The sequence below is a fragment of the Dyella sp. M7H15-1 genome (genome assembly GCF_004114615.1).
Lineage (GTDB): Bacteria > Pseudomonadota > Gammaproteobacteria > Xanthomonadales > Rhodanobacteraceae > Dyella_B.
In genome coordinates this window covers 2,230,541-2,249,204 of record NZ_CP035300.1, presented here as the reverse complement: position 1 = coordinate 2,249,204, position 18,664 = coordinate 2,230,541, and the positions used below count along the sequence as shown (strand labels likewise).

The following is an 18,664-nucleotide window of genomic DNA, read 5'->3' as shown; positions in this document are numbered from 1 at the left end:
TCCGGTGATCAGTTCAGCATGGCAAAAGCATCGCGCGTAAGATTTTCCGGCTCATCATGGGTGCACACCACATCGTCTTCGATGCGGATGCCGCCGTACGGTCGGAATGCATCGACTTTGGCCCAGTCGATATCCTTGGCGGCCGGTGTGTTGCGCAGTTCTTCCAGCAGCATGTCGATGAAGTACAGACCCGGTTCGATGGTCACCACCATGCCGGGTTCCAGTGCGCGTGTCATGCGTAGATAGGGGTGCCCTTCGGGGCGTGGAATATAGCCGCCGCTTTCGCTGGCCTGGAAGCCGGCGACATCGTGCACCTGCAAACCAATCGGATGCCCCAGGCCATGCGGGAAGAAAGTGGCGGTGACACCGGATTGCACGGCGCTTTCGGCGCTCATGTCGATGACGCCGTGTTCGCGCAGTACATCAGCCAATACATGATGGGCATGGATATGCAGGTCAGGATAGCTTTGGCCTGCTTTCACCTTCGCGACGAAACCGAGTTGCGCTTTTTCCACGCTGTCGATCAGCGCCTGAAAGTCGGAATGACCGGCCGCGGCATAGGTACGCGTGATGTCGCTGGCGTAACCCGCCGCGCTGCCGCCGGCATCGATCAGGAAGGAGTGCTGCTGCTTGGGCGGCGTGCGGTCGAAGTTCGTGTAGTGCAGCACCGCGCTGTGCTCGTTGAGGCCCACGATGCTGGAATAGGGCAGCTCTGCATCGGTCTGGCGCGCTGCCGCGAGGTAGGCCAGGTGAATACCAAGTTCGCTCTCGCCAGCACGGAAGGCTTTTTCAGCGGCGCGATGGGCGCGTGCGCCAACGTGGTTGGCTTCGCGCATCAGCGCCAGTTCGTAAGGCGTTTTGTAGCTGCGATGCCAGTGCAGGTAATCCGTTACCGCTTGCGGATGGTTGACCTCCATGCCTTCGATTTCCGGGCAATGGGGTGCGATGACTGCCCGCTTACCTTTCGGCAGGGCGGCCACGGCTTCGGCAGCCGTGCGCACGATGCGGATGTCGAATGCATCGACCCAGTAACCATTCGGTGCAGCCGGCACCACGTGCCAGTAATCGCGTGGCTGCACGAAGATGAGCTTGGGCTTGTGGCCGGGTGTGTAGATCACCCAGCTACCCGGCGTATCGGTGAGCGGCAGCCAATGGCGAAAATGCGGATTGGCGACGAAGGGGTAATCCTGATCATCGAGGAACTTGCGCAAAGGCGTGCTTGCAGCCACGAGCAGATGGTCGAAGCCACCCAGGGACAGAGCTTTGTCTGCGCGTGCGCGCAACGTGGCGATGTGCTGAGCATACAGCGAGGTGAGATCGTGGCTCATGCGGTATTCCGGTGGGGATGGGAGTCCTTCAGTGTAGCGCGGCTTTTCCGTTCCCCTCGCACGTGCCTGAAGCAGTGCCATCACGCCTGCTGCAGCCAATGATCCAATTGCATGGCCTCCGCATTGCTGATCGCAATGATCCGATACCCCGCCCAGGTCTGCCCTGGCGTGGCGGCTGATTCGTGCCATTGTTCCTGGATGCCGATCTCGATCGTCGATACGCTGCCGTCGTGCCGGTGCAACGGCAGGTTCACCTGGTATATCGCATCGTTGCGTGGTACGCGCTGACCAATCAGCAGCATGCCGTTGCTGGATAGGTTGCCCAGATGTCCGAGCAGTTGGCCGGTGATGGCATCGGTGACGGTGATGCGGGCATCCGGACGCTTGCGCGGCGCGCGGCGCTGTTCAGGAGTATTCATGAGTGGACTTTCGGCAAAGGCGATGCAGGGTGCAGCAGGCGGGTGGTGAGTGCATGCCAGGCACGGTCGAGCAGGTTTTCTTCCCGTGGCGGCAGTTCGCGCACCTTGCCGTTGGCGATGGCACGGGCCAGTTCCTGCAAGTTCATGACATCGCTGCGCTGGCCGCGGCGATTGACGAACAGGCTGTTGCCGGAAAGTGGCGAGAACCAGGCGAGCTTGCGTTGGGTGACCTCACCGGTCGCAGGATCGATGAATTCGAACCAGTTACCGAAAGGCATTTGGCGTAAGCGGTTGTAGATGCGTGCCTCGCGCAGTCCCAGCGGTGGCGCCGCGGAGGCATCCTTGGCCAGTGCTGTTTCGTGCACGCGCTGCTCGCCCAGGCGCTGATGCTGCTTGAGGCGAATGGCCAGATCGGTGGCGCTTGGGGCGTCAGCGGCGCGTGCTGTAACGGCTGTCCTGGGCTTTGTCGGAGGCGCGCTTGGTTCAGGTTGCGGTGGTGATTGTATCGGTGTTGTTTGTACTTCAACGATAGGTTCGAGATGAGTGATATCGGAAGAAGCAGTTTCCGTTGCGGCTGCTTCCGGTTCGATGGTGATCGTTGTTTCGACGCCAATCAGTCGTTGTGCGACTTGCTCGGCCTCTTCGGCGTTCATGCCGATCTGCTGCAAGCTGGTTTCCACTTCGTGCCGCAGCAGTACCGGATCGTTGACTGGGAACTGACCAAGCAATTGATCGGTGACGCGCAACTGTTGCCGAAAAGCATCGCTGTGTTCACCGTAACGCAGCAGGTTGAGCGCGAGTACATCGGTCCACGCACGCTCCAGGAGTGTGCGCAGCAGCCCGCGTGGCGAGGCGATGGCAAAACGTTCGGCGATCAATTCATCGGCGCGATGACGTGCTTGTTCCAGGCGTTCGTGGCCTTGCATGGCTTCGACGTGGCGGCGCTCAGCGGCTTGGGCTTTGCGGGCCAGTTGCGCAAGGTGATGCTCGATGTCGGCCAACAGGCTCGTATAGAGCCCGGCCGTGGGCGGCCCCTGTTGTGCGCGTGCCACCCATTGCCCCAGCTTGGTCAGCAATGGATGGTCGATTTCGCTATCCGGGCCGTCGAGCCAGTTGTTGACGGCTTCGGCCAGCTTGCCCAGCAACTGGCGCGCAGGATGTTCGCGCTGGTTGAAGAAATCACGATCCGTCATAGCCAGACGCAGCAGGGGCCATTGCAGATTGTTCAGCAGCAGGCGTGCACCGGGGCCGTGATGCAACTGGTTGGCGAGCTGCTCGAACAACATGGCCACCAGCTCCACCGTGTCGCCTTGTTCGGCACTGAGCTGCATGCGCGTGGCGCCTGGTAGCAGGCCGACATTGAGTTGCAGCAACAATTCTTCATGCAGGCGTTGGGCGCTGCATAGTTCGCGGCTGGTCTGGTCGGTGACCTGGATCATGCACTGCTGCAGGGTCGTCAGCGCAAGTTGCAATTCATCATGCGTGGCGGTTCGTCCGTTGTCGCTGGGTGCCGGGACGGCGGTGCCCATACGCTGTCGCGCCAGCAGGTCGCGCAGGGTTTCCAGTACGACGATGGGTTCGCTGCGTTCCGCTGTGTCTGTCGTCGGCGCTGCGGGTGCGACACCGGGTGACGCAGCTTGCGCTGGACCGTGCGTGGGGCGGGCTGCGGCGAAGGCACGGAGCTGCGGCAGGATGCCGTCGGCGAGCAGCTTGGCGTTGAGATCTTCGTAAAGCGAGACCAGCGCCGCACCGACGGTGCTTTCGAACACCTGTAGCAACATCAGGTGATGTTCGAGCGGCAGATTGAGTGGCTCGCTGGCTGCACGCAGGATGTGCGCCATGTTCTGCGGTCCGGGCGGCAGATTCGGCCCTTCCAGCGGTGGCGAGCCCACGAGCACCGCCAGGCGATAGGATAGCTCGGATAAAAGCACGCCGTTGTGGGCTTCGATGCGCGCGGCGAGGTTGTCGAGCGCGGCGGTGAGTTCGTGTTCGGTGCGGTCGAGCAGGGTCAGCGATGGCAGGCTGAGCGGTTGCGGCGTTTCATCCTCGTCGACGTCGCCCATCTGTTCGAAGCTGTCGCGCAGGCGCGCGCCGAACGACTGGATGAATCCGTCACGCCCTTGCTGCGTCAGGCTGCGGCTGTCGAAGCAACATTGCTGCTCAAGATGGTTGCGCGATTTCTCCGCTTGGTTATAAAGGCGTTTATCGAAACGATCCAGGCACAGGCGCAATGTTGGTTCGATCCAGTGATCGCAAAGTGTGCAGGCAGCATCGATTAACCGGTGCGCACGTACGGGCAACTCGCCGTGGTTGGCACGGCGAAGACGGTCGCGGGCGGCAAACGGATGAACCTTCGGTTCGACATCCATGACCCCAATCCCAGAATATCCCCGAGGCAAGTGTAAGCCGGATCTGGGTTGCCGTCATGAGCCTGAGGTGGCAAAGCGATCAACCGAGGAAGCTTGCAATCACGTCGTTGAGAAAGCGTTGCCCTAGCGGGGTCGTGGTCAGTCGTTGAGGGTCTGTATCCAGCCAGCCGCGTTGGCGGCCTTGCGCTAGGCGGTCGTTGATGTGTTGCAAAGGCAGGCCAGTGCGCGCGGGGAAGGCGTCAGCCGGAACCCCGCCGATCAGCCGCAAGGCGTTGAGCATGTATTCGAAGGGAAGCTCAGCGTGCGCCACCGCGGCATGGCCGCCGATCCGGCCCGGTCCGCCTGCCGCTTCGAGGTAGGCATTCGGGTGGCGGGTCTTCCAGCGGCGGAATACGTCGCCGCGACTTGCGTCCGTGAGCTTGCCGTGCGCACCAGCACCTATCCCAAGGTAATCGCCGAATTGCCAGTAATTGAGGTTGTGTTCGCAGCGCCGGCCCGGTTGGGCATAGGCGGAGATCTCATATTGCACGTAGCCAGCGTCACTTAGTCGCGTTTCGCAGGCTTCTTGCATGGCCCAGGCCGTGTCGTCGTCCGGCAGCGGGGGTGGGTGTGCGGCGAAAACCGTGTTGGGCTCCAGGGTGAGCTGGTAGTGCGAGATGTGAGTGGGTTGCAAAGTCACTGCACGCGTAACGTCGGCCAAGGCGCCGTCGAGGGATTGTTCGGGCAGGGCATACATCAGATCGAGATTGATGTTGCCGATGCCGGCGTCCTGTGCCGACTTCACTGCCGCTTCCGCTTCACTGGCCGAATGAATGCGGCCGAGGCGCTTGAGCTTGTCGTCATCAAAACTCTGGATACCGAAGGAGATGCGATTGATCCCCGCGGCGAGATAGCCATCGAAACGGCCGTGCTCGACGGTGCCCGGGTTGGTCTCCAGTGTCACTTCGCACTGTTCGGCAAAGGGGATGCGGGCACGGGCGCCGTCAAGGAAACGGGCAATCAAGTCCGGTGCGAACAGGCTGGGGGTGCCGCCGCCGAAAAACACGCTGACGATCGGCCGGTTCGCCAGTGCACTGCCGAAATCCATGCGATCGGCGTCCAGATCGGCCAGCAAGGTATCGACATAGGCAGCGTAGGGAGGCTCGCCGCGTAGTCCGTGCGAATTGAAGTCGCAGTAAGGACACTTCTTCACGCACCACGGCATGTGCACGTACAGGGCCAGCGGTGGTGCGATCAAGGACATGGATCAGGCTGCGGTTCGGCGATGCGCGCATGCAATTGCGCCATGGCTTGCGCGCGATGGCTCAGGCGATTCTTGAGCGATGGCGCCAGTTCGGCAGCGCTGAGCCATTGCTCATGGGGCAGGAATAATGGGTCGTAACCAAAACCATGCGTGCCGCGTGGCGCTTCCAGAATCCGGCCATGCCAGCGGCCTTCGGCAAGGATGGGGGCGGGGTCGTTCGCGTGCCGCAGCAGTGCCAGTACGCTGATGAAGAACGCACCGCGCTGTTCGGCCGGTACGCCTTCCAGTTCTCCTAGCAGGCGCGCATTGTTCGCGGCGCTATCGCCATGCCTGCCGTGGTAGCGAGCGGAGTACAGGCCAGGTGCGCCAAGCAGGTGCGCTACGCACAATCCGGAGTCGTCGGCCAGCGCGGGCAGGCCGGTAATTTGGGCGGCATGGCGTGCCTTGAGCAGGGCATTTTCGACAAAGCTGAGCCCGGTTTCCTCGGCGTCTTCAACGCCTAGTTCGGCTTGCGGAATCACCTTGAAATGGCTGCCAGCAAGAAGTGCGTTGAATTCGGCAAGCTTGCCGCGATTGCTGCTGGCGAGAACGATGCGTTGCATGCGATCAGTCGGTGAGTTCAATGTGATTCCAGCGCCTCACGCTGCAACCGGACCAGCTCGCCTATGCCTTTCTCGGCCAGATCGAGCATGGCGTCCATCTCGTTGCGGCGGAAGGCATGGCCTTCGGCGGTGCCTTGCACTTCGATCAGGCCGCCGCCGTCGTTCATCACCACGTTCATATCGGTATCGCAGTTGGCATCTTCGGCGTAATCGAGGTCGAGCACCGGCATGCCTTGATACACGCCGACCGAAATCGCCGCCACCGCGCCGACGATCGGATTGCGTCGCAGGTTCTCGCGTTTCATCAGCCGATTGACGGCATCCACCAATGCCACATAGGCGCCAGTGATGGCGGTGGTGCGAGTGCCGCCGTCCGCCTGCAGCACGTCGCAGTCCAGAGTGATGACACGTTCGCCAAGCGCCTGACGATCCACGCAGGCACGCAGGCTGCGGCCAATCAGACGCTGGATTTCCATAGTCCGGCCACCCTGGCTGCCGCGCGTGGCTTCGCGTTGCGTGCGGGTAGAGGTGGCGCGTGGCAGCATGCCGTATTCGGCTGTCACCCAGCCTTCACCCTTGCCACGCAGCCACGGTGGCAGGCGGTCTTCGATGCTGGCGGTGCACAGTACGCGGGTATCGCCAAAGGCAACGAGTACGGAACCTTCGGCATGGCGGGTGTAGTGACGCTCGATCGTGATGTTGCGCAACTGGTCATGGGCGCGGCCACTCGGGCGGGACACTGTCATAGGTTCGTGTTGGGCAAGTCGGGGTGGGACAGTTTACCATTGCCGCTTTCTCCATCGTGCGGGACCGTATTCGATGATTCGCAGCATGACCGCTTATGCCTCCGCCGAGACTGTCACCCTTGCCGGGGTGCTGACCTGCGAGTTGCGTACGGTCAATCATCGCTACCTCGAAATCAGCCCTCGATTGCCTGAAGACTTGCGCAGTTTCGAGCCGGCTTTGCGCGAACGCATCGCTGGGCGGCTTTCGCGTGGCAAGGTGGACGTGATCGTGCGGCGGGGCGAATCGCGTGGTGAAACCTTGCAGGTGGACAGCGGCATGATCGCGCGCTTGTCGGAGCTGGCGCTGGATATGGAGGCCCGCTTCCCGCGCATGCGCGTCGAGTTCACCGAGCTGTTGCGTTTCCCGGGTGTGCTGCAGCATGCGGAGGTGGATCAGGAGGCACAACAGGCTGCTCTGCTCGGCGTGCTTGACCGTGCGCTGGATGCCCTGACCGCGACCCGCGAGCGTGAAGGCGCCAAGCTGGGCGATATCCTGCGTGAGCGCCTGGACGGCATCGAGCGCATCGTGGCCGATGTGCGTGGCTGGATGCCGGAAATCCGCACCGCATTGCGCGCCCGACTCGAATCGCGCCTGGCTGATCTCAAGCAGCCGGCCGATCCGGGGCGCCTGGAGCAGGAGTTGGTGTTGCAGGTCACGCGTTCTGATGTGGATGAAGAGCTTGATCGCCTCAGTACGCATATCACCGAAACGCGTCGCGTGTTGGGCCTCAAGGAGCCCGTGGGGCGCCGACTGGATTTCCTGATGCAGGAATTCAACCGCGAGGCGAATACGTTGGGTTCCAAATCGGTCGACGCACGCAGCACGAATGCGGCGGTGGAGCTGAAAGTGCTAATCGAACAGATGCGCGAGCAAGTGCAAAACATCGAATAGTGTCTAACGACGTCCAGCGTCGTCCAGTTGAAAGCCTGCATTCCCCGAAAGCCCGCATGTAGCGGGCTTTACCAGTTGGCCGGTCAGCCCCAGAAGCTTGACCTGGGCAGCTATAGCACCCTCTCACTTGCCGATGCCCGCAAGGTCGCCAAGGAGATGCGGGCGCGGGTGGCGCTGGGCCATGACTTGGCCGCCGAGAAGCAGGTGCTCAAGCAGGACGCCGTGGCCCGGATCGAGGCCGGCCGCAATGCGGTGGCGAAGCTGGCTGACGAATACTTGGCCGAACGGATCATTGGGCGCTGGAAGCACCCCAACATCGTGCGCAGCCGCATCGAACGGGATATCAAACCCGCCATCGGGCATCTGGCGCTGGCGGATGTCCGGCCCTCCCACATCGACACCATGCTCAAGGCCATTGTGAAACGTGGCGTCCCTACCATGGCCACGGATGTTCTACGCTGGTCCAAGCGCATGTTCGATTATGCAGTGAAGCGGGAGATGATGCTGACCAATCCTGCGGCTGCCTTCGACCCGTCCGACACTGGCGGCACTGAGGAAGCGCGCCAGCGTTGGCTGACCCGTGACGAGCTGGTGCACCTATTCGAAGCCATGCGCAATGCCAAAGGCTGGACCTACCAGAACACCCTCACGGTGAAGCTGCTGCTTATGCTGGCCAACCGCAAGACGGAACTGATCGGCGCGCCCATCAAGGAGTTCGATCTGGACAATGCGGTGTGGCACTTGCCCGCCGACCGAACCAAGACTGGGCAGGCGATCGATATCCCCTTGCCGTGGCAGGCCGTCGAGGCGCTGGGCGAACTGATCCGTCTGGCTGGCGCCAGCGCGTGGCTGCTGCCTGCCCGGAAGATGCAGGCTCGAATGATCCCGCACATCAGTGAAAGTACGGTGAACGCAGCGATGGCTAAAAGTGTCATTCCCCTTATGGGCGAGTGCGAACCGTTCACCCTGCACGACATGCGCCGCACCGCACGCACGCATCTGGAAGCTTTGGGCGTATTGCCACACGTTGCCGAGCGCTGCCTCAATCACAAGCTCAAGGGCGTGGTAGGCATCTACAACCGGCACGACTACTTCGAGGAACGGAAGGCGGCGCTGCAGGTCTGGGCGGATCTGCTAGCGCAGTTAGAAGCGGGTGACGCCGGCAAGGTGGTGCCGATCAAGCGGAAGAGGGCCAGCTAACGCATGGTATGAACTGGAAAAACAGTCTGGCCTATGTTAGACTTGCTCTAAGTCGGACTGGAAATTTCCGGTCGGCGCTGGGCCTCAAACTTCGGTTTGGGGCCTTTCGCTTTCTAGGGCGATACTTTTACACCCCATCCTTCAGCTCTTCCGTGCGGGTTACGCCGGATCTTACCCGCAATGATTTCGTATGCCCGATTAGGCTGCTTCGGTTGCAGTGACTTAATGCCCATTGGTCGAGCGCACAAGTCTGCTATCTGCAATCCGATGGAGTTTGATAGCTTCGGGACCATGAGAAGATCGAAAGGAAGCGGCCGGCCGCAAGCATTGTTGCCGCCTACGATCTTGGCGAAGGCTTCGCGAAGCTGAACATCCTCGTTGGGGCCGCGGCATTCAACGATGACCTTTGTTCTCTTGGCAACCTGACCCATTGAGTTCAGTTCCAAAAAAACACGTTCTAGAACGAAACTCATCGCCACGTCGTATGGGTTCCTCGGCACTTGGTAGTGGTGAACGTATTCCTCTTTGTTGATGATGCTAAAGATCAGCTTGAACGGTGACTGTTCAAGAATCGCCGACAGCTTCTCTTGGAAGGCAGCGCGATTTTGAGCGTCCTGCAAGAAGGCGAACTGATTCTTGGGTTTTCGAATGTCGTGCTCGTGGAGGATGACTTCGTCATGCCCCCAAAACTCCATTTTCAGGGCATTCAGTGCTGGACATATCGCATCGACGTAGTCCTTCTTACTAAAGAGAGCTGCGCATAGGACAAAAACTGGGTAACTCGCATCGATGCTCTTAAGGCCATGGTCGCCGCTTTCATCAATGAAAACTACATAGTCGCTGTAAGTTGATCCTGGTAACGCGATTGCCATGTGGCTTTACTCCATTTCCTAAGCCAATCTGCCTGTGTACGGCACGTAACAGTCTGGCAGGTTGTTGAGAAACTCTTCGTGCCCTGCGCTGTCATGGTCGCAGCCTATCGTTGATGGAATGCATGAATGCGCGGAGCAGATTCCGGTATGGGACCACAGCACGTTTTCCTTCCATCGAGATCGCTTGTTCGATGACACCATTGCCCAAGCTTTTTTCGGGCATACGGTGTTGCTGGCACGCGTGAACGACCTGGTCAGCGAGAAAATCAGCAAAAAGCAGCGAAAATGAAAGAGTTGTGCCATGTAGCAAGAGGTATTTCATAGATTTTGACTATCGATGCTGCGTGGTCAAAAGGTTTCTTAACAGCCTGCTATGGAGTTCCCGGCCTTGAAGCTATGGCTGACGAGCTGAGAGAGTGCTCGCTTCGAGAGCGTTCCCGCCGCCAATTGAGCGGATGTGAGCCTGGCCTGCCGCGGCAGGCCACTACGACGTGAATAGCTATTGGCGGGTTGGAGGTTCGGCCCTCCTCCTGCCGGTCTCTTGTTGTTCGCATCCTTCCCACATCGCGCGAGGAATCGCACCCTCTGGATCTAGCAGGGGGGCGAGCATCCCTCGGTCCCAGCTATACTTCTGTCTTTGCCAATCGACCGGCTCGCTTATGCCCATCCTCCATTTCGGTTGTACCCAAGCCTGTACCCACACGCAAAAGCGAAGTGGAAAAACCGCGCAGTGGAGCCGTTTGTCTGCTCTACTGCAGGTTTAAGTGCAATCGAATGAAAAGGCCACGCACTCAAGTTATTCCGCGTAAGCCTTGGTGTCTCATCTCTACCTTCTCCCCGGAGGGGAGAAGGGGCGAAGGAGCTTCGCATCATGTCGACTGATCAAGACGGCACATTGTTTATGGTTGCTGCCCCATCTGGGGCGGGCAAATCCACGCTGGTCAATGCCTTGCTGGAGCGTGAGCCCAGTATCGCGCTGTCAATCTCGCATACGACGCGTCCGCCGCGGACCGGTGAGGAATACGGGCGGCATTACTATTTCGTTGAACGCGCCGAGTTCGAGCGCGAAGTGGCTGGGGGCATTTTTTTCGAACACGCGCAAGTGCATGGCAATTTTTACGGCACCTCGCGCAAGACCGTGCAAGATTTGCTGCGGCAGGGTCGTGATGTCTTGCTGGAGATCGATTGGCAAGGTGTCGCACAAATCCGCAAGGCCAAACCTGATTGCGTAAGCGTGTTCATCCTGCCACCGTCTCGGGCCGAGCTGGAACGTCGATTACGTAGGCGTGGATCGGACAGCGTGGAGGTCATCGAACGCCGCTTGCACAATTCGCGCGGAGAGATCGCCCACGCCCACGAGTTCGACTACATCATCGTCAACGATCGTTTCGAGGATGCGTTGGACGGTCTTCAGGCCATTGTGCGGGCGGTGCGTCAGCGTAGCGGGCTGCAGTGCCTGCGGCATGAGGCCTTGATCCGGGAACTCCTGGCCTAGTGTCGGGTTCTTTCTGGATCGAACTATTACTGCACTGGTCCGTATAGCATTGCCTGCTCACTTCAGTTAACTTGATCACTTTGGTTGCGTCCCACCGCCCATGATTGAAACCGCCCTCGTCAAGCCCAACGATCGCACCTTGGTGCGCATCCGTGGCCTCACCACGGTGCTCAGTGGCAAGACCGTGTTCGATGCCCTGGACATGGACATCCCGCGTGGCAAGGTCACGGCCATCATGGGTCCTAGTGGCACCGGCAAGACCACGCTGCTCAAGCACATCACCGGCCAGATGCGTGGCAGCAAGGGTCAAGTGCAGGTGGATGGACTGAACGTGCCGGAGCTGCCGCGTGACGAGCTGTTTCAGCTCCGCGAGCGCATCGGCTACCTGTTCCAGAATTCCGCGCTGCTTACCGATTTCGACGTGTTCGAGAATGTGGCATTTCCGCTGCGCCAGCATACGAAGCTGCCGGAGGTGCTTATTCGCAATATCGTGCTCACCAAGCTGCAAGCGGTGGGCTTGCGTGGCGCGGCTTCGCTGATGCCCAGCGAGCTTTCCGGTGGCATGGCCCGGCGTGTCGCACTGGCGCGTGCGATCGTGTTCGATCCCATGCTTATTCTGTATGACGAGCCGTTTGTGGGGCTCGACCCGATTGCCCTTAACCAGGTGCTCAAGCTGATCCGCACGCTCAATGACACGCTGGGCATCACCAGCGTATTGGTCGCGCACGAACTTGCCGCGATCAAGGAAGTGGCCGACCACATTTACCTGATCGCCAACGGCAAGGTGGTGGCACAGGGCGATCCCAAGACCATCGCCGACGACGGCTCGCCGTGGACGCGCCAGTTCTTCGGTGGCGATGCGGATGGTCCGGTACCGTTCCAATATCCGGCTGGCGATTACGCGCAGGCCCTCGGTTTCAGTGAAGGTGCCGCATGAGCGCGCAAATGGGACGCGGCAACAATGTGGTGCTCGATTCGCTGGCGCAGATCGGTCATTGCGGGTTATTCCTACTGCGCATTCTTTCCGCCGTGCCGGCCAGCATGCGCTACGCACGCGAGACCGTGCGCCAACTTTGGTTCGTCGGTGCGATGAGCCTCACCATCATCATGACCTGCGGACTGTTCGTCGGCATGGTGTTGGGCTTGCAGCTTTATCACGTACTGGCGATTTTCGGTGGCACGTCGGCCACCGGCTCGGTCGTGGCGCTGTCCATCTATCGTGAGCTAGGGCCAGTGGTGACGGCGTTGTTGTTCGCCGGTCGCGCAGGCACCTCGATCACCGCGGAAATCGGCCTGATGCGTGCTACCGACCAGATCGCCGCGATGGAAATGATGGCGGTCGATCCGATTGCTTATGTGGCCGCACCGCGCTTCTTGGCCGGCCTGATTGCCATGCCGCTGCTGTGTTGCGTGTTCTGTGCCATGGGTATTTTCGGCGGTCACGTGGTTGGCGTGAGCTGGCTGGGCATCGATAACGGCACGTTTTGGTCGAACATGACCGCCAACGTGGATGTGTGGCAGGACATCGTTAATGGCGTGATGTGGAAGAGTGCCGCATTCGGTGCGGTTATCGCGTTGATCGCCGTGTTCCAGGGCTACACCACGCCGCCGACCAGTGAGGGGGTGGCGTATGCCACGACGCGCACGGTGGTTGCTTCGTCGATTGCGATTCTTGCACTGGACTTCGTGCTCACTGCGTTCCTGATGTGAATGGACGGATGATCGTCATGACTAACCGCTTTTTTTTGAGGATTCTGCCGTGAGCCAGAGAAAATCCTATGCCGTTGGCACTGGCCTGTTTATCGTGCTCGGCTTTGCCGCACTGGCTTATCTCGCAACGCAGACCAGTTCGGTGGCCAACAGCCATCAGGGTGCCAGCTACACGGTCGACGCGCAGTTCGCCAACATCGGCCAGCTCAAGGAGCGTGCTCCGGTGAGGGTGGCTGGTGTGCGTATTGGCCAAGTGCAGTCGATCACCCTCGCATCAGGCAGGGATGTCGCCGACGTCAGACTCTCGATCGACAAAAAAAACAGCAAGATCCCGACCGACTCCGTCGCGACGATTTTTACTAGCGGCTTGCTGGGCGATCAATACGTAGGCGTGCAGTACGGTGGTGCGAAAACGTATGTCACCGACGGTGGTCATCTTGGCTTGACCAAGTCGTCGGCGCCGCTGGAGGAGCTGCTCAGCAAGTTCATGGGCGCGAGCGGTGCGGTCGATGCGATTGGCGGTACTTATTCGGTGCGTGGCAATTTCACCAACGTGGGGACGCTCTCGGTGGGTGCGCCGGTGAAGATGGCCGGTGTGGCCATCGGCAGCGTGGCCTCGATCAAGGCCGACCCGATCAAGCTCGATGCCACGGTGACGTTGTCCATCGACAAGAAATACAACCAGATCCCGGATGATTCGTCGGTCGCGATATTCACCAGTGGTTTGATTGGCACTCAGTATGTTGCGATCCAGCCCGGTGGCTCGCCGAATTCCCTGAAGGATGGTGACCAGCTCGTGCTGACCCAGTCAGCCATGCAGTTGGAAGATCTGATTGGCAAGTTCCTGGTCAATGGCTCGTCCAGCGGTGGCAACAACGCCGATGGCAACGGTTCATCCAATACCCCTGCCGGCAAACATTGAGCCGGCCTTACTAGGAGTCATCCATGTTGCGTCACCTGGCTATTGCCACCGCCATCGCCCTGGGCAGCGTCATGATCGCCGCGCCGACCTTCGCGCAGGATGCATCGAGCGCACAGGCTTCCCATGCATCGACCCCGCAGGCGGTGTTGGAAAATGTCGTTGCTCAGCTCAACACCCAGATCGCCGATCACAAAGCCGAGTTGCAGAACAATAAACCCAAGCTGATCTCGTTGATCAACCAGATCTTCCTGCCGCACTTCGATACCGATTGGGCGTCGATCCTGGTGCTTGGCATGCATGCGCGCCAAGCCACGCCGGAACAGCGTGCGCGCTTCGCCAAGGCCTTTTACACCTCGCTGACCAACCGCTATGCGGACGGTTTGCTGAATTACTCCAAGGGCTCGGTGAAGGTTTTGCCGTTCCAGGGTGAACTCAACGACAAGTACACGGTGGTGAAGACCCAAGCGATTACCGACGACAAGAAGCAGATCGCAGTGAACTTCGTGTTCCACAAGGCCGCCGACGGTCAGTGGAAGGCGTATGACGTGATCATCGAGGGTATTTCCTACATCACTAATTACCGCAACCAGGTTGATGCCGAGATCAAGAAGGAAGGTCTCGACAAGCTGATCAGTAATCTGGAAACAGGCGGCGACAAGGCACTGCAACAGATGGAACAGGAAAACAAGGGCAATGGCGCCAAGTAAAACCGGCGAGTTTCGGGTGACTTCCGAGGTGCCGGACACGGTATCCGTAACGGGCGCGTTGAATTTCGCCACGGCCGCGAATGCGTTGGTTGCCATGCGCACCGCCTTCGCCGCGCATGATCGCCATACGTTGGATCTGTCTGGCGTCACCCTGTGTGACAGTGCTGGTCTGGCGTGTTTGTTGGCGGCGCTATCGGAGGCTGACCAGGGCGGGCTGCGGATTGCTGTACGGCACGTGCCGGCGGGTATGCAGGCGCTGGCGCAGGTCTGCGGTGTGGAATCCTTCCTGCATTAAGGCAACGCTGAATAAGTATCGCCGTTGTTACCAGCCCTGTCTGTTCGCAGCCTTCCGGACATAAACAAAAACGGGGCTTTCAGCCCCGTTTTTGTTTTCGACAGACGCCCCGTATTTACGGGTTGCCGGAAGGCGTACCCGAATTGTTCTGCTGCTTTTGCTTTTGCTCCCACTGCTGCTGCTCTTTCAGCAGTTCGGCGGGGTCGAAGTTGTTGTTCTGGCTGTTCGAGCCTTGGCCCTGCTGCAGCCTCAGCATCACGTCCGCCGGCGGATTGCCGTCGTAGAGCTTGTTCAGGCGAGTCTGGCGCCAGGCGTCGCGTACGAAGGCATACGGGTCGTAGGCCGACTTCAGGAAGCTATCGGCGTCCAGCAACTGTGCACGCATCTGGATGAAATAAACCACCTCAGGGATGTAGTACTGGCCCCAGTGGAACTTATGGTTACGCTCGAAATAGCTGAGTGGATCGAACAGGTAGCCATCGACCGGGTACTGCAGCACGTCGCGCATGGTGGATGGGCCAAGCAGGGGCACCATCAGGAAGTCGCCTTCCGGCACGCCCCAGCGGGCGAGGGTGATGCCAAAGTCGGTCTCCTTCAACGGGATTTTCATGTGCGTGGCGGGGTCGAAGAAGCCGGCCAGCCCCACCGTCATGTTGATCAGGAGGCGGCCCGTATCGGTGATCGCATCGCTTGGGCGCGCTTGCAGCATGCTGTTGGCGATGCTGATCGGCAGCTTGATATTGGTGAAGAAGTTGCTGATACCGGTCTGGACTGGCTTGGGGGTGACCTTGGTGTAGCCCACGGCGACCGGGCGTAGTACGTGCGTATCCAGCGCCATGTTGAAGGCGTAACTCTTGCGGTTGAACTTCTCCAATGGGTCATCCGTGCGCGGAGGGGCAATAGCACAGCCCGCAAGCAGGGTGACGGTGGCCAAGGGAAGGATGTGGCTTAGTAGACGGCGGGGCAGGGAGGGCATCTAGAGGGGTCCGCTGCAGAAAAGGTGGATGGTTGGAAAAATTGTACTTTTTAGTTTTATATTGTGCACGAACTTATGCCGTTACTTCGAACTGGCGCGCAACGGTCTGGCATGATAAGAGTCAATCGCGTTGCCAGCCAAGTGGCTGCTCGATAAACTGTACGACCGCATAAGTCTTTTATTGTCTAAGGATTTCCCATGGCCCGCATTACCGTGGAAGACTGCCTTGAAGTAGTCGATAACCGTTTCGAACTGGTGCTGATGGCGACCAAGCGTGCTCGCCAGCTCGCCAACGGTGCCGAACCTGCCGTCAACCCCGACAACGACAAACCGACCGTGCTGGCGCTGCGTGAAATCGCCGACCGCCGCATTGATCAGGTCACCATCGATGAGATCGACCGTGCCGATCGCGAGCGTGCCGAACGCGAAGCGCTGGAATGGGCTGCGCAGGAAGTGGATGACGATCTTTCCAAGGTTGGAGACGACTGATGGACGGCGGTGGCTGTCGACAGCACATTCGTCGATCTGGCAATACCAGACGAAGGGGCTGCGCTGTGCACCTGATATGCACGGATCCATCCTGCTCCTACCTAACCATCGAGGCGATCGCCTGAACGGGCGGCATGATTCCATGACGGCGGCTACGCATCCGGTTCCCGAGGATACGCCCGTGCTACCGCCCTACGTGTTGGCGCTGAAAGAGCGCATTGCCTATCTCTCCGAGCAGAACGTCGCACGCGTGCTGCGCGCTTACAAAATGGGTGCGGTAGCGCACGAAGGGCAGGTGCGTAAGAGTGGTGAGCCCTATATCACCCATCCCATCGCCGTGGCCGGCATTCTGGCCGAGATGGGCATGGATGCCGAAACCATCATCGCCGCGATCTTGCACGATACGCTGGAAGATACGTCGCTAAGCCGTACCGCCTTGTCCGGTGAATTCGGCGAGACGGTGGCTGAGCTGGTAGACGGCGTCACCAAGCTGGACAAGATGCGCTTTTCCAGTCGCCAGGAAGCCGATGCGGAGAGCTTCCGCAAAATGTTGCTGGCGATGGCGCGCGACCTGCGCGTGATCCTGATCAAGCTAGCCGACCGCCTGCACAACATGCGTACGTTGGGTGCCAAGGAATCGGATTCGCGCCGGCGCATTGCTCGCGAGACGCTGGAAATCTACGCACCAATCGCCCAGCGCTTGGGTATGAACAAGATCAAGGCGGAACTGCAAGATCTTGGCTTTCACGCGCTGTATCCCGATCGTTACCGAGTGATCAGCGAACGTATCCGCGCTGCGCTGGGTAATCGTCGTGAAGCGATGAGTCGCATTGAAGGTGCACTTTCCGCACGGCTGATCGAAGATCACATTCCGGTGCGTGTGGTCGGGCGAATCAAGTCACCATGGAGCATCTATTCGAAGATGCGCAGCGACCACAAGAGCTTTGCGCAGTTGATGGACGTGTACGGTTTTCGTGTGGTTACCGATAGTGCGATGAGCTGCTACATGGTACTTGGCGTGGCGCATGCGCTGTACAAACCGGTCGATCGGCGCTTCAAAGATTTCATCGCCATTCCCAAGGCCAATGGTTACCAATCGTTGCATACCGTGCTGCTTGGACCATTCGGTGCGCCGATCGAGGTGCAGATCCGTACCGAGGAAATGGATTCGGTTGCCGAGCGTGGTGTGGCGGCACACTGGGCCTACAAGACCGAAAGTGGTCCTGCCAACAGCGCGCAGGCGCGTGCGCGTGAGTGGCTTGCCGCGCTGGCGGACAGCCAGGCGAATACGCCGGAAGCGGCGGAATTCATCGAGAACGTCAAGATCGACCTGTTCCCGGATGAAACCTATCTGTTTACCCCCCGCGGCGACATTCTTTCCTTGCCGCGCAACGCCACGGCGCTGGATTTTGCCTACGCGGTGCATACCGATGTAGGCGATCACGCGGTGGCAGTGCGCGTCAACAAGAAACTATTGCCGTTGCGCACGCGATTGGAATCGGGCCAGCAGGTCGAAATCATCACCGCACCGTCGGCCGTCCCCAATCCGGCGTGGCTGGAATTCGTGGTTACGGGCAAGGCACGCACAGCCATCCGCCAGTACCTGAAACATCTGCAGCATGAGGACGCCGTGGATTTCGGCCACCGTATGCTCGATCGCGCGCTCGATGCCCAGGGCGCCAGTCTCGATTCGATCCAGCCGGAAGTGCTAGAGAAATTCCTGCAGAAATCCAAGTTCAAGCGGTTGGAAGAGCTGCTTTCGAATATCGCGCTGGGCAATCGCATGCCTGATCAGGTGGCCAGCCAGTTGCTTGCTTCGCGCGGTCCCGCCGCGCGCGGCACACAGGTGGCGCATGCAGCGGAAAAGATCCGCATCACCGGCGCCGAGCGTGGCGTGCTGAGTTTCGCCAATTGCTGTCACCCGCTGCCGGGCGACGACATCATTGGTTATCTCTCGCCTGGCAAAGGCATCGTCGTGCATTGCATCGAATGCCCCAATGTGGCCGAGCTGCGCAAGTCGCCGGAACGCTGCGTGGCGATCGAATGGGATCGTGACGTACAGGGCGATTACCGTGCCGAGCTGCGCATCGAAGTCATCAACCGACCGGGGGTGCTGGCGACGGTGGCGGCGGCCATTGCGGCAGCCAATTCCAATATTGAGAACGTGGAATACGTCGAGCGCGACATGGCGGCCGCCACGCTACTATTCACCATCGAGGTGAAGAACCGCAAACACCTAGCCGAGGTGATCCGGCGCGTGCGGCGCACAGGGGTGGTGAGCGGGGCGTATCGGTACCCGTTGTAACGGCGTAGAGATGGCTGACTTGGCCATGCAGGTTTTTCTGTTCCCCGTTAAGGCA

19 protein-coding genes are annotated in these 18,664 nt (G+C 59.8%); 11 read left to right on the top strand and 8 right to left on the bottom strand.

Annotated elements, in window-relative coordinates:
- Nucleotides 1-8: 8 nt before the first annotated feature.
- The 6 genes from pepQ to rph all read right to left on the bottom strand — a co-directional run bounded on the left by pepQ (nt 9) and on the right by rph (nt 6,707).
- The gene (pepQ, locus tag EO087_RS10460) at nt 9-1,328 is read right to left on the bottom strand and encodes a Xaa-Pro dipeptidase (RefSeq protein ID WP_128898818.1); all 1,320 of its coding nucleotides are present in this window, start codon (nt 1,326-1,328) and stop codon (nt 9-11) included.
- 80 nt (nt 1,329-1,408) lie between these two features.
- Nucleotides 1,409-1,747 carry a PilZ domain-containing protein gene (locus tag EO087_RS10455; RefSeq protein WP_128898817.1) on the bottom strand — a complete coding sequence of 113 codons (339 nt, stop codon included), beginning with the start codon at nt 1,745-1,747 and terminating at the stop codon, nt 1,409-1,411.
- Nucleotides 1,744-4,116, bottom strand: a complete 2,373-nt coding sequence (locus EO087_RS10450) for a DUF1631 family protein (protein ID WP_128898816.1) — start codon at nt 4,114-4,116, stop codon at nt 1,744-1,746. Before EO087_RS10450 ends, EO087_RS10455 begins: the two co-directional genes overlap by 4 nt.
- 79 nt (nt 4,117-4,195) lie before the next feature.
- On the bottom strand, nt 4,196-5,359 hold the full coding sequence (gene hemW, locus EO087_RS10445) for a radical SAM family heme chaperone HemW (RefSeq protein WP_128898815.1): 1,164 nt from the start codon (nt 5,357-5,359) through the stop codon (nt 4,196-4,198).
- Nucleotides 5,350-5,961 carry an RdgB/HAM1 family non-canonical purine NTP pyrophosphatase gene (gene rdgB, locus EO087_RS10440; RefSeq protein WP_128898814.1) on the bottom strand — a complete coding sequence of 204 codons (612 nt, stop codon included), beginning with the start codon at nt 5,959-5,961 and terminating at the stop codon, nt 5,350-5,352. Before rdgB ends, hemW begins: the two co-directional genes overlap by 10 nt.
- A 17-nt stretch (nt 5,962-5,978) precedes the next feature.
- Nucleotides 5,979-6,707, bottom strand: coding sequence for a ribonuclease PH (rph, locus tag EO087_RS10435; protein WP_128898813.1), 729 nt, complete (start codon nt 6,705-6,707; stop codon nt 5,979-5,981).
- Nucleotides 6,708-6,780: 73 nt separating this feature from the next.
- On the opposite strand from rph, the gene EO087_RS10430 reads away from it, so the two are divergent.
- Together EO087_RS10430 and EO087_RS10425 are read left to right on the top strand one after the other, a co-directional pair.
- A complete protein-coding gene (locus EO087_RS10430; protein ID WP_128898812.1) occupies nt 6,781-7,638 on the top strand; it encodes a YicC/YloC family endoribonuclease in 858 nt (285 codons plus the stop codon).
- Nucleotides 7,639-7,713: 75 nt separating this feature from the next.
- The gene (locus EO087_RS10425; RefSeq protein WP_240669019.1) at nt 7,714-8,838 is read left to right on the top strand and encodes a site-specific integrase; all 1,125 of its coding nucleotides are present in this window, start codon (nt 7,714-7,716) and stop codon (nt 8,836-8,838) included.
- Between the two features lie 113 nt (nt 8,839-8,951).
- Here the strand turns inward: EO087_RS10425 and EO087_RS10420 are convergent, their stop codons facing one another.
- A complete protein-coding gene (locus EO087_RS10420) occupies nt 8,952-9,710 on the bottom strand; it encodes a DUF3800 domain-containing protein (protein WP_128898811.1) in 759 nt (252 codons plus the stop codon).
- A 118-nt stretch (nt 9,711-9,828) separates the two neighbouring features.
- On the opposite strand from EO087_RS10420, the gene EO087_RS10415 reads away from it, so the two are divergent.
- The 7 genes from EO087_RS10415 (at nt 9,829) to EO087_RS10385 (ending at nt 14,839) form a co-directional block, all read left to right on the top strand.
- Entirely contained in the window at nt 9,829-9,999 is a 171-nt protein-coding gene (locus EO087_RS10415) for a hypothetical protein (protein ID WP_205744347.1), read from the top strand.
- A gap of 582 nt (nt 10,000-10,581) precedes the next feature.
- Nucleotides 10,582-11,205 (top strand): guanylate kinase, encoded by a 624-nt coding sequence (gmk, locus tag EO087_RS10410; protein WP_128898810.1) that lies wholly within the window; start codon nt 10,582-10,584, stop codon nt 11,203-11,205.
- Between the two features lie 100 nt (nt 11,206-11,305).
- Nucleotides 11,306-12,142 carry an ATP-binding cassette domain-containing protein gene (locus EO087_RS10405; RefSeq protein ID WP_128898809.1) on the top strand — a complete coding sequence of 279 codons (837 nt, stop codon included), beginning with the start codon at nt 11,306-11,308 and terminating at the stop codon, nt 12,140-12,142.
- Complete coding sequence (gene mlaE, locus EO087_RS10400) at nt 12,139-12,915, top strand: lipid asymmetry maintenance ABC transporter permease subunit MlaE (protein ID WP_128898808.1); 777 nt, start codon at nt 12,139-12,141, stop codon at nt 12,913-12,915. The genes EO087_RS10405 and mlaE overlap by 4 nt, the downstream gene beginning before the upstream one ends.
- A 49-nt stretch (nt 12,916-12,964) precedes the next feature.
- The gene (gene mlaD, locus EO087_RS10395; protein ID WP_128898807.1) at nt 12,965-13,837 is read left to right on the top strand and encodes an outer membrane lipid asymmetry maintenance protein MlaD; all 873 of its coding nucleotides are present in this window, start codon (nt 12,965-12,967) and stop codon (nt 13,835-13,837) included.
- A 23-nt stretch (nt 13,838-13,860) separates the two neighbouring features.
- The gene (locus EO087_RS10390; RefSeq protein ID WP_128898806.1) at nt 13,861-14,544 is read left to right on the top strand and encodes an ABC transporter substrate-binding protein; all 684 of its coding nucleotides are present in this window, start codon (nt 13,861-13,863) and stop codon (nt 14,542-14,544) included.
- Entirely contained in the window at nt 14,531-14,839 is a 309-nt protein-coding gene (locus tag EO087_RS10385; protein WP_128898805.1) for an STAS domain-containing protein, read from the top strand. Before EO087_RS10390 ends, EO087_RS10385 begins: the two co-directional genes overlap by 14 nt.
- 115 nt (nt 14,840-14,954) lie before the next feature.
- On the opposite strand, the gene EO087_RS10380 is transcribed toward EO087_RS10385, so the two are convergent.
- Nucleotides 14,955-15,815: a VacJ family lipoprotein gene (locus EO087_RS10380; RefSeq protein ID WP_128898804.1), complete on the bottom strand. Its 861-nt coding sequence runs from the start codon at nt 15,813-15,815 to the stop codon at nt 14,955-14,957.
- Nucleotides 15,816-16,013: 198 nt separating this feature from the next.
- Here EO087_RS10380 and rpoZ point away from each other — a divergent pair, with 198 nt between their 5' ends.
- Together rpoZ and EO087_RS10370 are read left to right on the top strand one after the other, a co-directional pair.
- Nucleotides 16,014-16,304 (top strand): DNA-directed RNA polymerase subunit omega, encoded by a 291-nt coding sequence (gene rpoZ / locus EO087_RS10375; protein ID WP_128898803.1) that lies wholly within the window; start codon nt 16,014-16,016, stop codon nt 16,302-16,304.
- A gap of 142 nt (nt 16,305-16,446) precedes the next feature.
- Nucleotides 16,447-18,609, top strand: a complete 2,163-nt coding sequence (locus tag EO087_RS10370; protein ID WP_128898802.1) for a bifunctional (p)ppGpp synthetase/guanosine-3',5'-bis(diphosphate) 3'-pyrophosphohydrolase — start codon at nt 16,447-16,449, stop codon at nt 18,607-18,609.
- Nucleotides 18,610-18,664: the final 55 nt, after the last annotated feature.

What these genes read in the sequence shown, in the direction of transcription:
- pepQ (WP_128898818.1), bottom strand. Translation starts at nt 1,328, where the DNA reads ATGAGCCACGATCTCACCTCGCTGTATGCTCAGCACATCGCCACGTTG.
- EO087_RS10455 (WP_128898817.1), bottom strand. Translation starts at nt 1,747, where the DNA reads ATGAATACTCCTGAACAGCGCCGCGCGCCGCGCAAGCGTCCGGATGCC.
- EO087_RS10450 (WP_128898816.1), bottom strand. Translation starts at nt 4,116, where the DNA reads ATGGATGTCGAACCGAAGGTTCATCCGTTTGCCGCCCGCGACCGTCTT.
- hemW (WP_128898815.1), bottom strand. Translation starts at nt 5,359, where the DNA reads ATGTCCTTGATCGCACCACCGCTGGCCCTGTACGTGCACATGCCGTGG.
- rdgB (WP_128898814.1), bottom strand. Translation starts at nt 5,961, where the DNA reads ATGCAACGCATCGTTCTCGCCAGCAGCAATCGCGGCAAGCTTGCCGAA.
- rph (WP_128898813.1), bottom strand. Translation starts at nt 6,707, where the DNA reads ATGACAGTGTCCCGCCCGAGTGGCCGCGCCCATGACCAGTTGCGCAAC.
- EO087_RS10430 (WP_128898812.1), top strand. Translation starts at nt 6,781, where the DNA reads ATGATTCGCAGCATGACCGCTTATGCCTCCGCCGAGACTGTCACCCTT.
- EO087_RS10420 (WP_128898811.1), bottom strand. Translation starts at nt 9,710, where the DNA reads ATGGCAATCGCGTTACCAGGATCAACTTACAGCGACTATGTAGTTTTC.
- EO087_RS10415 (WP_205744347.1), top strand. Translation starts at nt 9,829, where the DNA reads ATGCATGAATGCGCGGAGCAGATTCCGGTATGGGACCACAGCACGTTT.
- gmk (WP_128898810.1), top strand. Translation starts at nt 10,582, where the DNA reads ATGTCGACTGATCAAGACGGCACATTGTTTATGGTTGCTGCCCCATCT.
- EO087_RS10405 (WP_128898809.1), top strand. Translation starts at nt 11,306, where the DNA reads ATGATTGAAACCGCCCTCGTCAAGCCCAACGATCGCACCTTGGTGCGC.
- mlaE (WP_128898808.1), top strand. Translation starts at nt 12,139, where the DNA reads ATGAGCGCGCAAATGGGACGCGGCAACAATGTGGTGCTCGATTCGCTG.
- EO087_RS10390 (WP_128898806.1), top strand. Translation starts at nt 13,861, where the DNA reads ATGTTGCGTCACCTGGCTATTGCCACCGCCATCGCCCTGGGCAGCGTC.
- EO087_RS10385 (WP_128898805.1), top strand. Translation starts at nt 14,531, where the DNA reads ATGGCGCCAAGTAAAACCGGCGAGTTTCGGGTGACTTCCGAGGTGCCG.
- EO087_RS10380 (WP_128898804.1), bottom strand. Translation starts at nt 15,815, where the DNA reads ATGCCCTCCCTGCCCCGCCGTCTACTAAGCCACATCCTTCCCTTGGCC.
- rpoZ (WP_128898803.1), top strand. Translation starts at nt 16,014, where the DNA reads ATGGCCCGCATTACCGTGGAAGACTGCCTTGAAGTAGTCGATAACCGT.
- EO087_RS10370 (WP_128898802.1), top strand. Translation starts at nt 16,447, where the DNA reads ATGACGGCGGCTACGCATCCGGTTCCCGAGGATACGCCCGTGCTACCG.